At 73.4% G+C, this 12,551-nt stretch carries 8 protein-coding genes; 5 read left to right on the top strand and 3 right to left on the bottom strand.

Annotated features, from left to right (window positions below):
* Positions 1-405: 405 nt before the first annotated feature.
* Both ACFZA0_RS20450 and ptsP read left to right on the top strand, forming a co-directional pair.
* On the top strand, positions 406-855 hold the full coding sequence (locus ACFZA0_RS20450) for a PTS glucose transporter subunit IIA (protein WP_391018663.1): 450 nt from the start codon (positions 406-408) through the stop codon (positions 853-855).
* A 79-nt stretch (positions 856-934) separates the two neighbouring features.
* Complete coding sequence (gene ptsP / locus ACFZA0_RS20445) at positions 935-2,605, top strand: phosphoenolpyruvate--protein phosphotransferase (RefSeq protein ID WP_391018660.1); 1,671 nt, start codon at positions 935-937, stop codon at positions 2,603-2,605.
* Between the two features lie 87 nt (positions 2,606-2,692).
* Here ptsP and ACFZA0_RS20440 read toward each other — a convergent pair whose 3' ends face one another.
* Both ACFZA0_RS20440 and ACFZA0_RS20435 read right to left on the bottom strand, forming a co-directional pair.
* On the bottom strand, positions 2,693-3,586 hold the full coding sequence (locus tag ACFZA0_RS20440) for a hypothetical protein (RefSeq protein WP_391018657.1): 894 nt from the start codon (positions 3,584-3,586) through the stop codon (positions 2,693-2,695).
* A gap of 90 nt (positions 3,587-3,676) precedes the next feature.
* The gene (locus ACFZA0_RS20435) at positions 3,677-5,644 is read right to left on the bottom strand and encodes an acetoacetate--CoA ligase (protein ID WP_391018655.1); all 1,968 of its coding nucleotides are present in this window, start codon (positions 5,642-5,644) and stop codon (positions 3,677-3,679) included.
* A gap of 221 nt (positions 5,645-5,865) precedes the next feature.
* Between ACFZA0_RS20435 and ACFZA0_RS20430 the strand changes: the two genes are divergently transcribed.
* Entirely contained in the window at positions 5,866-8,247 is a 2,382-nt protein-coding gene (locus tag ACFZA0_RS20430; protein ID WP_391018652.1) for a TIM-barrel domain-containing protein, read from the top strand.
* A 68-nt stretch (positions 8,248-8,315) separates the two neighbouring features.
* Here the strand turns inward: ACFZA0_RS20430 and ACFZA0_RS20425 are convergent, their stop codons facing one another.
* Positions 8,316-8,858 carry an NUDIX domain-containing protein gene (locus ACFZA0_RS20425; protein ID WP_391018649.1) on the bottom strand — a complete coding sequence of 181 codons (543 nt, stop codon included), beginning with the start codon at positions 8,856-8,858 and terminating at the stop codon, positions 8,316-8,318.
* Positions 8,859-10,093: 1,235 nt separating this feature from the next.
* Between ACFZA0_RS20425 and ACFZA0_RS20420 the strand changes: the two genes are divergently transcribed.
* Both ACFZA0_RS20420 and glpK read left to right on the top strand, forming a co-directional pair.
* Positions 10,094-10,897, top strand: coding sequence for an aquaporin (locus ACFZA0_RS20420; RefSeq protein WP_391018646.1), 804 nt, complete (start codon positions 10,094-10,096; stop codon positions 10,895-10,897).
* Positions 10,898-10,940: 43 nt separating this feature from the next.
* A complete protein-coding gene (glpK, locus tag ACFZA0_RS20415) occupies positions 10,941-12,485 on the top strand; it encodes a glycerol kinase GlpK (protein WP_391018643.1) in 1,545 nt (514 codons plus the stop codon).
* The last annotated feature ends 66 nt before the right edge of the window (positions 12,486-12,551 follow it).

The raw sequence follows: 12,551 nt of genomic DNA, 5'->3' as shown, positions 1-12,551 counted from the left end.
GTTGACTTTTGGCACGCTGTTGAGTTCTCAAGGAACGGACGCTTCCTTTGTACTCACCCTCTCGGGCTTTCCTCCGGGCTTCCCTTCGGTGTTTCAAACTCTATCAGTGTTTTTCCGGCCCCCTGACCACTCATCCGCAGGCACGCAGAAAGTGATCCAGAGATAGGATCTGAAGAGTTGGGTGCTGCTCGGTGGAGGCACCTTGGTGCCGGTCCGCCCCAAGCAGGTGTACGACCTTACAGGGGGCTCCGGAGCAGACGCAAATCGTTTGCGCGGCCCGCTACGTGCCGCATACGGGATCTCTGCTGCGGAACCAGGACCTTATATGACATACCCTACTGATCGGTGAGCCGTCCGGGACAGGCTGTGACGGCCCATATGGATCATCACCCTGGGAGGGTTCCCATGACCACCGTGACGTCTCCGCTCGCAGGACGCGCCATCGGACTGGCCGCCGTACCGGACCCGGTCTTCTCCGGCGCCATGGTCGGCCCGGGTACCGCGATCGATCCCGAGCGTCAGCCCTCCGAGGCCGTCGCCCCCGTGGACGGTGTCATCGTCTCGCTGCACCCGCACGCCTTCGTCGTCGTGGACGGCGAGGGGCACGGGGTGCTCACGCATCTCGGCATCGACACCGTGCAGCTCAACGGTGAGGGTTTCGAGCTGCTGGTGAACAAGGGGGACACCGTCACCCGCGGCCAGGGCGTCGTGCGCTGGAACCCCGCTGCCGTGGAGGCCGCGGGCAAGTCGCCGGTGTGTCCCGTCGTGGCCCTCGAAGCGACCGCCGAGTCGCTCTCCGAGCTGCGTGAGGACGGCGAAGTGAAGTCCGGCGACAGTCTGTTCGTCTGGAGCTGACGCGGATGCCGCCCACGGGCGGCCCGCACCACAACCATCACGGCGGCCCGGAAGTGGCCGCCCTATCGGAGACGGTGAGATGCAGACAACGCTGCGAGGCGTCGGCGTGAGCCACGGTGTGGCGATCGGCGAGGTTCGGCACATGGGGACGGCGGTGCTCGAACCGCCCGCCAAGCAGATCCCGGCGGAGGAGGCCGAACGCGAGCAGGGGCGCGCCCGGCAGGCCGTGGAGGCCGTCGCCGCGGACCTCATGGCGCGGGGCAACCTGGCCGGCGGCGAGGCCCAGGCCGTGCTGGAGGCCCAGGCGATGATGGCGCAGGACCCCGAGCTGATGGCCGACGTCGAGCGGCGGATCGCCGTGGGCAGCACGTCCGAGCGGGCGGTGTACGACGCGTTCGCCGCCTACCGGGAGCTGCTCGCCGGAGCCGGTGAGTACCTGGCCGGCCGGGTGGCCGACCTCGACGACGTGCGGAACCGTATCGTCGCCCGGCTTCTCGGGGTGCCGATGCCCGGCGTGCCGGACAGTGACGAGCCCTACGTGCTGGTGGCCCGCGATCTCGCGCCGGCCGACACCGCGCTGCTCGACCCGACGCTGGTGCTCGGGTTCGTGACCGAGGAGGGCGGGCCCACCAGCCACAGCGCGATCCTGGCGCGGGCGCTCGGCGTACCGGCCGTGGTCGCGCTTCCCGGTGCCGGGGAACTCGCCGAGGGCACGATGGTCGCGGTGGACGGCAGCTCCGGCGAGATCTTCGTGGACCCCAGTGCCGAGGAGCGCGCGCGGCTGGAGGCGGCCGCGGCCGAGCGCAGGGCCGCGCTGTCGGGCGCGACCGGTCCTGGCGCAACGTCCGACGGTCACAAGGTGCCGCTGCTCGCCAATGTCGGCGGGCCCGCGGACGTGCCGGCGGCGGTCGAGGCCGGGGCCGAGGGCGTGGGTCTCTTCCGTACCGAGTTCCTCTTCCTGGACGACAGCAAGAGCGCTCCGTCTGAGGAGAAGCAGGTCGAGGCCTACCGCAAGGTGCTGGAGGCGTTTCCCGAGAGCCGGGTCGTCGTGCGCGTGCTGGACGCCGGGGCGGACAAGCCGCTCGACTTCCTGACGCCGGCCGACGAGCCCAACCCGGCGCTGGGTGTGCGGGGGCTTCGAAGCCTGCTCGACCACCCGGACGTGCTGCGCGGCCAGCTCACGGCACTCGCGAAGGCCGCCGAGGGGCTGCCCGTCTACCTCGAGGTCATGGCGCCGATGGTCGCCGACCGTACCGACGCCAAGGCGTTCGCCGACGCCTGCCGCGAGGCGGGGCTGGTGGCGAAGTTCGGTGCGATGGTCGAGATCCCGTCGGCCGCCCTGCGGGCGCGTTCCATTCTTCAGGAGGTCGAGTTCCTGTCCCTCGGGACGAACGACCTCGCGCAGTACACCTTCGCGGCCGACCGGCAGGTGGGCGCGGTGTCACGGTTGCAGGACCCGTGGCAGCCGGCCCTGCTGGACCTGGTGGCGCTGTCCGCGGAGGGCGCGAAGGCCGAGGGCAAGAGCTGCGGTGTGTGCGGCGAGGCGGCGGCCGATCCGCTGCTCGCGTGCGTGCTGACCGGGCTGGGCGTCACCTCTCTCTCCATGGGCGCGGCGTCGATTCCGTACGTGCGGGCGACGCTCGCCAAGTACACGCTGGCCCAGTGCGAGCGGGCGGCGGGCGCGGCCCGTGCCGCGGACAGCGCCGACGAGGCGCGCGCCGCGGCGCAGGCGGTGCTGTCGGGCGAGTAGCCGGCGTTCTCCGGGCCGGGGCCCGGTGCGGTCGGTCGGGGGCGTGCCACCTGCGGGTGGGACGCCCCCTTTCTCGTGTCCCGGTGGTCAGTGGTGGTGGCCCCGGTGGGTGCCGGGGTCGTCGAGGTCGGGCGGCGCGCAGTAGTCGACGTGCGACTCCGGGGAGACCAGGTCTCCGGTGTCGGCGTCGGTGCAGTAGGCGTCGAAGACCTCGCCCGCGGTGAGGGGGTGGAGGTCCTCGCCGCGCAGGCGCCAGCCGTAGACGCGGTCGGGGCTGCCCGCGGTGGTGGTGCGCATGACGAGGCCGCCGGGGTTGTGGGTGGCGAGGCCGACGGCGAGGACCGTGGTGAACTCGAGGGCCTCCGCCTCGTCGAGCTGGGTGGCGCCGTCGCCGTCGCGGTCGGCGTGCAGGACGGCGACAAGGGTTTCGGGCGAGTCCGCGACGCTGCACACCAGGTGCCGGTCGCCCGGCGGTGCGCTGCCGAGGACGCGTACGAGGAGCTCCGAGGCGCGGGAGAAGGCGGCGCGGCCCCTGTCCTCGCCGCAGGTGGGGCAGGCGCCTAGGCGGGCGAGGAGGGTGGAGGCGTACTCCCAGGTGGCCCGGCGGACGGCCTCGTCGACGAGGGTGGGGACGAGGTCGGCGAGGGGCTGGCCCTCGTAGGGCACGGTGGGGCCGGTGGAGGCCAGTTCCGCGGTGAAGCGGGAGCGGCTGGCGGGGCGGTCGGGGTCGAGGCCGGCCGCCTCGCAGTAGTCCGCGTACTCCTCGGGGTCGAAGAGCGCGACGGTGGTATGCGTGCCCTGGAGGGCGCGGGTGCGCAGCAGGGCCTCGATCTGCTGGAGGTAGGCGATGTGGTCACGGAAGGCGAAGCTGTCGTAGCGGCGCATGGCGTGGAAGTCCCGCTCGTCGGTCAACAGGCCGATGGTGCCCGCGATTTCGCGGCGCAGGACGCGTCGCAGGGACTGGTGGTCGGTGTGCGTCATGGCTGGTCCCCCTGGGTGCGTGATCAGATGTTCACGTACAGTAACCGGGGGTGCTGACAACGGGTTCCTGGCTGTGGGGTGCCGGGTGGGTCAGGGGCGTTCCTTGGCCAGGCCTACGTAGAGGTCCAGCAGGTCGAGGTTGTCGATGGAGCCGGGGTTGACCGCTTTTTCGAGGGGGGTGCCCTGGAGGAGCCGCTTGACCGGGACCTCGATCCGCTTGCCGGTGAGGGTGTGCGGGATGCCGGGGACCTCGATGATCTCGTCGGGGACGTGGCGGGGCGAGAGCTGTTCGCGGACGGTCCTGCGGATGCGGTCCAGGAGTGCCTCGTCGAGGGCCGCGCCGGGCGCGAGGTGCACGAAGAGGGGCATCCAGTAGCCGCCGTCCGGCTGTTCGACGCCGACGACGAGGGACTCCCTGATCTCGGGCAGCCGCTCGACGGCCTCGTAGATGTCGGCCGAACCCATGCGTACGCCCTGGCGGTTGAGCGTGGAGTCCGAGCGGCCGTGGATGACGACGGAGCCCCGGGAGGTGACGGTGATCCAGTCGCCGTGGCGCCAGACGCCGGGGTAGGTGTCGAAGTAACTGTCGTGGTAGCGGCTGCCGTCGGGGTCGTTCCAGAAGCGGATCGGCATGGACGGCATGGGGTTGGTGACGACGAGTTCGCCGACCTCGTCGGTGACGGGTTCGCCGGCCGGGTTCCAGGCCTGGAGGTCGGTGCCGAGGCAGGCCGCCTGGAGTTCGCCGACGTACACGGGCAGCGTGGGCACGGCACCGGCGAAACAGGAGCAGACGTCGGTGCCACCGCTCACGGAGGCGATCCAGAGGTCCGCGCGCACCTCGTCGTGCAGCCAGCGGAATCCGTCGGGGGGCAGCGGGGATCCGGTGGTGGCGACGCAGCGTACGCGGGAGAGGTCGCATTCCCGGCCGGGGCCGATGCCCGCCTTGCGGCAGGCCATCACGTAGGCGGCGGAGGTGCCGTAGAGGGTCGTGCCGGTGCGTTCGGCGACGCGCCACTGGGCGGCGATGTCGGGGTGGCCGGGGCTGCCGTCGTAGAGGACGATTGTGGTGCCGGTGAGGAGGCCGGAGACCAGGAAGTTCCACATCATCCAGCCGGTCGACGTGTACCAGAAGAACCGGTCGCCGGGGCCGAGGTCGCAGTGCAGGCCGAGTTGTTTGAGGTGTTCGACGAGGATGCCGCCCTGGGACTGGACGATGGCCTTGGGCAGGCCGGTGGTTCCCGAGGAGTAGAGCACCCACAGCGGGTGGTCGAAGGGGACCTGTTCGAAGACGGGCTCGGTGTCGGCTGAGGTGAGCGCCGACCACTCCAGGGTGCCCTCGGGGGCCGGGGTGCCCAACAGGGGCACGTGCACGACCGCGCGCAGGGTGGGCAGTTCGCGGCGCAGCTCGGCGACGACGTCGCTCCGGTCGTGGGCGCGGCCGCCGTACCGGTAGCCGTCGACGGTGAACAGGACGACGGGTTCGACCTGTTGGAAGCGGTCGAGGACGCTGCGCGCGCCGAAGTCGGGGGCGCAGGACGTCCAGACGGCGCCGACGGCGGCGGTGGCGAGGAGGGCGACGACGGCTTCCGGGACGTTGGGCAGGTAGCCGCTGACGCGGTCACCGGGCCGGACGCCCAGGGCGCGGAGTTCGGCGGCGAGGGAGCCGACCTGGGCGCGCAGCCGCGACCAGGTGACGGGGCGGGGTTCGTGGGTCTCGTCGACGCAGAGCAGGGCCGGTTCGTCGGGGCGTTCGGCGGCCGCGCGCAGGGCGTGTTCGGCGTAGTTGAGGGTGGCGCCGGGGAACCAGCGGGCGCCGGGCATGGAGCGGTCGCCCAGTACGCGCGTGTACGGCGTCGCGAAGCGCACGTCGAACCACTCCGTGACGGCCTTCCAGAACGTCTCGGGCTCGTCGACCGACCAGCGGTGCAGGGCCGGGTACCCGCCGTCGGCGGGGGCGTCGTGGTGCGTGGCGGCCCATGCCTGGAAGCGGGTGATCCGGGCGGCGGCGACGTCCTGTTCGTCGGGCTGCCAGAGCGGCTGTGGGTTCGCGGTCGGCATGGGGCGGCTCCCGGGCTGTACGCGTCGTGTGCGTGGACCGCCCGCGCGCGGGGGTGCGCACGGCGGGCGGCTGACACGGACGATGCCATGTGATCGACTTCCACACCAGGGGGCGCCTCGGACGGCGGCGTGTCCGCGTCGTGGGTCGTCCCGGCGTGCAGTGGATGAACGGCAGTTGAACGCCACGCTCGTGCGGGGCTTCCAGTGACAGGGTGAGCAGCATGAACGGTCGGGACCTGGTGCGCTCGGTGAAGGTGGTCGGTTCGGGGCGGGCGGGTCACGGGTTGCGCGGTGTGCGGGCGGCGTGGCGCCGCAGTCGGGCCGACGCGTCGGCGCTGCCGCCGCGGGGCGCTGAGCGGGCGCGGGTGCCGGGCGAGGTGCGGGACGCGACGCCCGCCCCGGGCGGCGGGACGGTGCGTTTCGCCCGGTCGGAGCTGCGCGTCGTGGTGACCGTGAGCGGGGCCGTGTTCTGGGGCTGGGACGGGGCGGGGCCCGAGCCGTCGTACGCGCTCGCCGAGCCGTGTCCCGAGCCGGACCCGCGGGCGGTGCTGGAGCCGGACAAGGACGGCGGCTGGCGGGTGGTGGCGGAGCGGGTGACGGTCGGCGTCTCGCGGCACGGCTCGGTGCGGGTGTGCACGCCGGGCGGCGTGACCCTGCGCAGCGATCTGCCGCCCCGCTGGTGGGAGCCGGCCGGCGGCGGGCCCGCCCGGTGGATGCAGCGCTCCGAGGTCGGGGCGGACGCGCGGTTCTTCGGGCTCGGCGGCCGGGCCGGCGGGCCGCGGCTGCGGGACGGGGCGTACCGCCTGTGGAACACGGACCCCGGCGTCGCGTTCGGTCCGGGGGACGATCCGTTGTCCGTCACCATGCCGGTGCAGCTGGTCGTCGCGGACGCGGGCACGCACCTGGTGTTCCACGACAACACGTGGGACGGCACGGTGACGCTGCGGGAGGGCGCGGAGGGGGCGGGTTCCGGGCACGACGTGCCGGGCCGGTGCGACGTGCGGATGGACGGGGGTCCGCTGCGCTGCTGGGCGGTGGTGGGCACCCCCGCGCGCGTGCTGCACACCTGGGCCGCGCTCACCGGGGCGCCCGTGCCGCCTCCGGCGTGGGCGCTGGGACATCAGCACGTGCTGACGGGCAGGCCCGACGAGCAGGAGGTGCGGCGGGTGGTGGCGGCGTACCGGGAGCACGCGCTGCCGCTGGACGCCGTCGATCTGGGCGGCGGCCACCAGGAGGGCGGGCAGGCCTTCACGGTGGACCACGACCGGTTCCCGAAACTGTCCGTGCTCGCCGAGGAGTTGCGCCGGGACGGTGTGCGCCTGGTGACGGCGGTCGATCCCGCGGTGCGCGTCTCGCCGGGGAACCCGCTGTTCGACGGCGGTGCGGCGCGGGACGCGTTCGTGCGGGGCGCGGCGGGACGCCCGGTGGAGGGCGAGGGGCGGTCCGGGGAGTCGGTCCATCCTGACTTCACGGCGCCGTCGGTGCGGCGCTGGTGGGGCGGCCTGTACGCGGACGCGTACGCGCAGGGCCTCGCCGGTTTCCGGCACGAGATGGACGAGCCGACGTCGTTCACGGCCTACGGCGAGACGACGCTGCCGCGTTCGGCGGCGCACGCCCTGGAGGGACGCGGCGGCGACCATCGCGAGGCCCACAACGTGTACGCGCTGTGCATGGCGCGGGCGGCCCGTGAGGGGCTGCGCGAACTGCCTTACGAGGAGCGGCCGCTGGTGCTGTCGCACGCCGGATGGGCCGGTATGCAGCGCTACGGCGGGGCATGGTCGGGAAGGGTCGCGACCGGCTGGGAAGGGCTGCGGGCCTCGGTGTCACTGGTGGTCGGGCTCGGGCTGTGCGGCGTGCCGTACTCGGGTCCGGACGTCGGCGGCCACGGGGGCGTGCTCTCCGGCGAGTTGTACCTGCGGTGGCTGCAACTGGCTTCCTACCTACCGCTGTTGCGCACGCGGGGCGGGGAGGGAACCGGGCGGGCGGGGCAACGGCTGCGCGAGCCGTGGGAGTTCGGCGGGGAGGTCGCGGCGCACGCGCGCGTGGCGCTCGCCGAGCGGCGCCGCCTGCTGCCGTACCTCACGACGCTGGCGCACCTGGCGCGGCTCACCGGGGCTCCTCTGGTGCGACCGCTCTGGTGGGGGGCTCCGGAGGACCGTGCGCTGCGGGACTGCGAGGACGCCTTCCTGCTGGGCGACTGTCTGCTGGTGGCGCCGGTGTTCGAGGCCGGCACCGGACGGCGGGCGGTCCGGCTGCCGCGGGGGCGCTGGTACGACACGACGACGGAACGGGCGTACGACGGGCCGGGGTTGGTGACCGTGGACACTCCCCCGTCGCGGATCGCGGTGCTGGCGCGCGCGGGGGCGGTGCTGCCCGTGAGCGGTGACCGGGGGCCGGAGCTGGAGGTGTGGGCTCCCGCGCGGGGGCGGCCCGGTGCGGGGACGTTCGTGCGGGACCCGGACGACGGCGCGGACCAGCCGGCCGTCGAGCGCTTCGTGGCGCACCGGCAGGGCGAGCGTGTCGTCGTGCGTCAGGAGGCGGAGTCCGGGTTGCGCGCGGCGCCGTACCCGGTGCGGGTACGGGGGCTGCCGGCCGGCGGCTGAGGGCGACGGGGGCCGGGCGCGGACGCGGGGGCGCGGGGTCGTCGCGGGGTCGTGGATGCGGGGGGGCGTCAGGCGTACCGTCCCGCGAACCACGCGCGTACCGCGGTCGTGTGCAGCGGGAAGGCCAGTTCGGCGGGGGCGCGCAGCAGGTGCCAGCCCTCGGTCTCGTCCGTGGCCGCGGACGGCGGGAGGCCGTCGGCGGGGCGCTCCGGGAGGACGCCGAAGACGAGCAGGTGCCCGTCCGGCGAGCTCAGCACGTCGGCGAGCCGCACATCCTCCCCCGCGGCCTCGATGCCGGTCTCCTCGCGCAGTTCGCGCACGAGGGCCGCGCGCCAGTCCTCGCGGTGGTCGACGAAGCCGCCGGGGAGGGCGACGCCGCCGCGCGCGGGGGCGATGGTGCGGGTGATGACGACGAGGGACGTGCCACGCTCGTCGCGGACGGGCTGGAGGGCGACGGCGACGGGCAGCGGGTTGCGGTAGGCCACCGTGCCGCAGGCGGGGCAGGTGCGGGGCCAGCCGTCGGCGTCCGCGCCGTACGGGGCCCCGCAGCTCTGGCAGTGCGATCCGGGGACGGGGCGGGGGGCGGCGGCCAGGGCCTGGGTGTCGGACACGCCGCGGACTGTATCGGACGGGCGGCGGGTGGCGTGGCTCTGCCGCGCGGACAGGCGTGACGGTGGACCGCAGGCGGTTGAGGGCGGCCGGGGGCGTCAAGTAGGCGCGGCTGCGGTTGCGTTGAGGCAGTCGGCGGCGAATGCGTCGGGTACGCCGTGTGGCGCGTTGCGTCGGGGCGGCGGCGCTCGGGTGCGGTGGCGGGGCGCGGGGCGACCCTGTGCGGACGCGCGCCACGGGTACGGGCGCGGCCCCGGGCGCCAAGTCATCGCCTACACCGGCGGGTTGGGAACCGCGTGGGCGAACATGCCTCGCAGGCGCGCGGTCCGGCACCGTCCAGCCGGGCAATCGGACCCGGGGCGCTCCCATAAGGACGCGCGCCACAGCGCACGAGCACGGCCCCGGGCGCCAAGTCAGCGCATGCACGGGCCCGTCGGGACGTGCGTGGACGAACACGCCGCGCAGGCGCGCGGTCCGGCGCCGTCCAGATCGGGGCGGCGGGTCGCGGGGGGCCCGTGCGGACGCGCGCCACAGCGCACGAGCACAGCCTCGGATGCCAAGTCACCGCGAGTACAAGCACGTTGAGACGGGCTGGACGAACCGCCTTGTACGTATACGGTCCGGCGCCATCCAGGGCGGGGCGACCGGACGCGGGACGCTCCCGTACGGACAGGCGTCAGCGCGCACGAGCGCGGCCCGGAATGCCAAGTGGTCTCATGCACCGACACGTTGAGACGTGCGGGGACGAACACGACGCGCGGGCGCGCGATCCCGCACCGTCCAGGCCGAACCGACCGGACGCGGGGTGGCCCCGTGAGGGCACCTCCCCGGCGTAGCGAGCGTGGCCAGGAGCGCCAAGTGGGCGCACCTAAAGGCGTGTTAAGGCACGCGCGGGGAGACTCCCCGTACCGGGGTGCGGGGGCCCGCGTCGTTCGGGTGGGGGCGGCGGTGGTCCGGTCACCGTTGCCGTCCGCTGCCTTGACGGCCTCCCGCACCGGGGGAACACTTCCGGTGTCAGTCGACATCGCCGCACATTCTCGCCGCATTCCGGCACTTCGCCGCGCGGATCCATGTGCGCCAAGGGGCCTGCCGGCACGGGGAACCACGCCTCGGCGGCACGCTCGTCACGCTGCCGGTGGGGCACGGGCCGCCCCCGCCCGGCCTGCGTGGGCACCGCGAACGCACCCTGCACGAAGGACCGGGGCCGGACGCCCCCGGCCGGGTTCTAGGAGCCGCCATGAGCGACATGGACATTTTCGTCGGCGAGGTCATCGGTACCGCGATCCTGATCCTGATGGGGGCGGGCGTGTGCGCCGCGGTCACCCTCAGACACTCCAAGGCGCGCGCGTCGGGATGGGTCGTGATCGCCTTCGGGTGGGGGTTCGGCGTGCTGTCGGGCGCCTACACCGCGGCTCCCCTGTCCGGCGGGCAGCTCAACCCCGCCGTCACGATCGGCATCGCGGTCGACACCGGCGAGTGGGGCAAGGTCTGGGTCTACCTGCTGGGGCAGATGGTCGGCGCGATGGCGGGCGCGGTCCTCGCGTACCTCGTGTACTTCGCGCAGTTCCAGGCGAACGTGGCCGCCGGCACGACCGCGGGCCGGGGCGGGGCGGCCGACGGCGAGGAGGGCGCGGTCCCGGAGGCCGGGCCCGTCGCTGAGGCCGACGGCCCCGTGGCGACGCTCGGTATCTTCTCGACCATCCCGGAGATCCGCAGCCCGCTGGCCAACCTGCTGACGGAGATCATCGCGACGATGGCGCTCGTCCTGCCCGTCCTCGCCTTCGGACTCACCAAGGGGCTCGGCGAGTCGGGGACGCTCGTCCTGATCGTCTCGCTGCTGGTCGTCGGCATCGGGCTGTCGCTGGGCGGTCCGACCGGGTACGCCATCAACCCGGCGCGCGACCTCGGCCCGCGCATCGTGCACACCTTCCTGCCGATCCCGAACAAGGGCACCTCCGACTGGAGTTACGCCTGGATTCCGGTGGCCGGCCCGCTGATCGGAGGGGCGCTGGCGGGCCTCCTCTACCACGCGGCCTTCTGACACCGCGCAGCCTTCCGATCCGACCGAACAACCAGGGGTAGCCATGACGGACAACGCCGACAAGTACGTCGCCGCCATCGACCAGGGCACCACCTCCAGCCGGTGCATCGTCTTCGACCACGGCGGCGCCATCGTCGCCGTCGACCAGCGCGAGCACCGCCAGATCTTCCCCAAGCCGGGCTGGGTGGAGCACGACGCCACCGAGATCTGGTCGAAGGTGCAGGCCGTGGTGGCGGGCGCGATCGCCAAGGCCGGTCTGCGACCGGACCAGTTGAGCGCGCTCGGGATCACCAACCAGCGCGAGACGACGGTCCTGTGGGACCGCGCCACCGGCAAGCCCGTGCACAACGCGATCGTGTGGCAGGACACCCGCACGTCGGGGTTGTGCCGGGAGCTGGGCGGCTCCGACGGGCAGGACCGGTTCCGCGAGCAGACCGGGCTGCCGCTCGCCAGCTACTTCTCCGGTCCCAAGGCGGCCTGGCTGCTGGACAACGTGCCGGGGCTGCGCGCCCGCGCCGAGCGCGGCGAGATCGCCTTCGGCACGATCGACTCCTGGCTCATCTGGAACCTGACGGGCGGCACCGCCGGCGGGCAGCACGTGACGGACGTGACCAACGCCGGACGCACCATGCTGATGAACCTGGAGACGCTCCAGTGGGATCCCGCGATCCTGTCCGCGATGAACGTCCCCGAGGCCGTGCTGCCGGAGATCCGGTCGTCGGCGGAGGTGTACGGGACGGCGGTCGGCCGGCTCGCCGGTGTGCCCGTGGCCTCCGCGCTCGGCGACCAGCAGGCCGCCGTGTTCGGGCAGGCCTGCTACGACGTGGGGACGGCGAAGAACACGTACGGCACGGGCAGTTTCCTGCTGCTCAACACCGGGAACCGGCCGGTCCCGTCCAAGAGCGGACTGCTGACCACCATGGGCTACAAGATCGGCGGGGAGGCGCCCGTCTACTGCCTGGAGGGGTCGATCGCCGTCACCGGCGCCCTGGTGCAGTGGTTCCGCGACCAGTTGGGCATCATCCGCGACGCCGACGAGATCGAGACGCTGGCGGCGGGCGTCGAGGACAACGGCGGCGCGTACATCGTGCCGGCGTTCTCCGGGCTCTACGCCCCCTACTGGCGCTCCGACGCGCGCGGTGTCGTGACGGGGCTGACCCGGTACGTCACCAGGGCCCACCTCGCACGGGCGGTGCTGGAGGCCACGAGCTGGCAGACCCGTGAGGTCGTGGACGCCATGTACCAGGACTCCGGCGTGCAGATCACCACCCTCAAGGTGGACGGGGGCATGACGAAGAACAACCTGCTCATGCAGCACCAGGCGGACGTCCTCGGGGTGCCGGTGATCCGGCCGCGGGTCTCGGAGACGACCTGCCTGGGTGCCGCCTACGCGGCGGGGCTCGCGACCGGGGTGTGGAACGACCTGGACGAGCTGAAGTCGCACTGGCAGCGGGACGCGGAGTGGACGCCGTCGATGGAGGCCGCCGTGCGGGACCGCGAGTACCGGAACTGGCGCAAGGCGGTGGAGAAGAGCTTCGGCTGGCTGGACGAGGACGGCGATGACGACGGCGACGGCCCGCAGGGGTGAGGGCGCGGGCGTTCCGTACCGCCGGGTGACCGAATCCGGCCGGGCGCCCGCGGCGCGACCGTCGGG

Origin of the sequence: Streptomyces sp. NPDC008150, assembly GCF_042956945.1 — a bacterium.
In the GTDB taxonomy this organism is placed as follows: Bacteria; Actinomycetota; Actinomycetes; order Streptomycetales; family Streptomycetaceae; genus Streptomyces.
This window is presented reverse-complemented; position numbering and strand designations above follow the sequence as displayed.